At 72.4% G+C, this 275-nt stretch carries 1 protein-coding gene; it reads right to left on the reverse strand.

The window, feature by feature from the left end; translation table 11 throughout:
• Nucleotides 1–275: ATP-binding cassette domain-containing protein (locus B2X67_RS18380; protein ID WP_286786392.1), on the reverse strand; the 275-nt coding region annotated here is incomplete at both ends.

Consider the following 275-nt stretch of genomic DNA (forward strand, 5'->3'; position numbering starts at 1 on the left):
GGCTCGCGGCGGCGCTCGCCCAGGTTCTGCCGGGCCAGCTCCTCGTCGATCCGCGCGGCCGCCAGTTGCCGCGGCATGCCGTGCAGCGCGGCGTGGTAGCGCAGGTTCTGCTCTACGGAGAGGTCGAGGTCCAGCGTGCTTTGCTGGAACACCACGCCGAGCTGGCGCAGCGCCAGGCGCGGCTGCTTGCGCAGCGAATGCCCGGCGACGCGGATGTCGCCCTGCTGCAGGTCGTAGAGGCGGCTGAGCAGGGCGATCAGGGTCGACTTGCCGGC

Source organism: Pseudomonas sp. UBA3153, from assembly GCF_002364635.1.
GTDB lineage: Bacteria > Pseudomonadota > Gammaproteobacteria > Pseudomonadales > Pseudomonadaceae > Pseudomonas_O > Pseudomonas_O kuykendallii.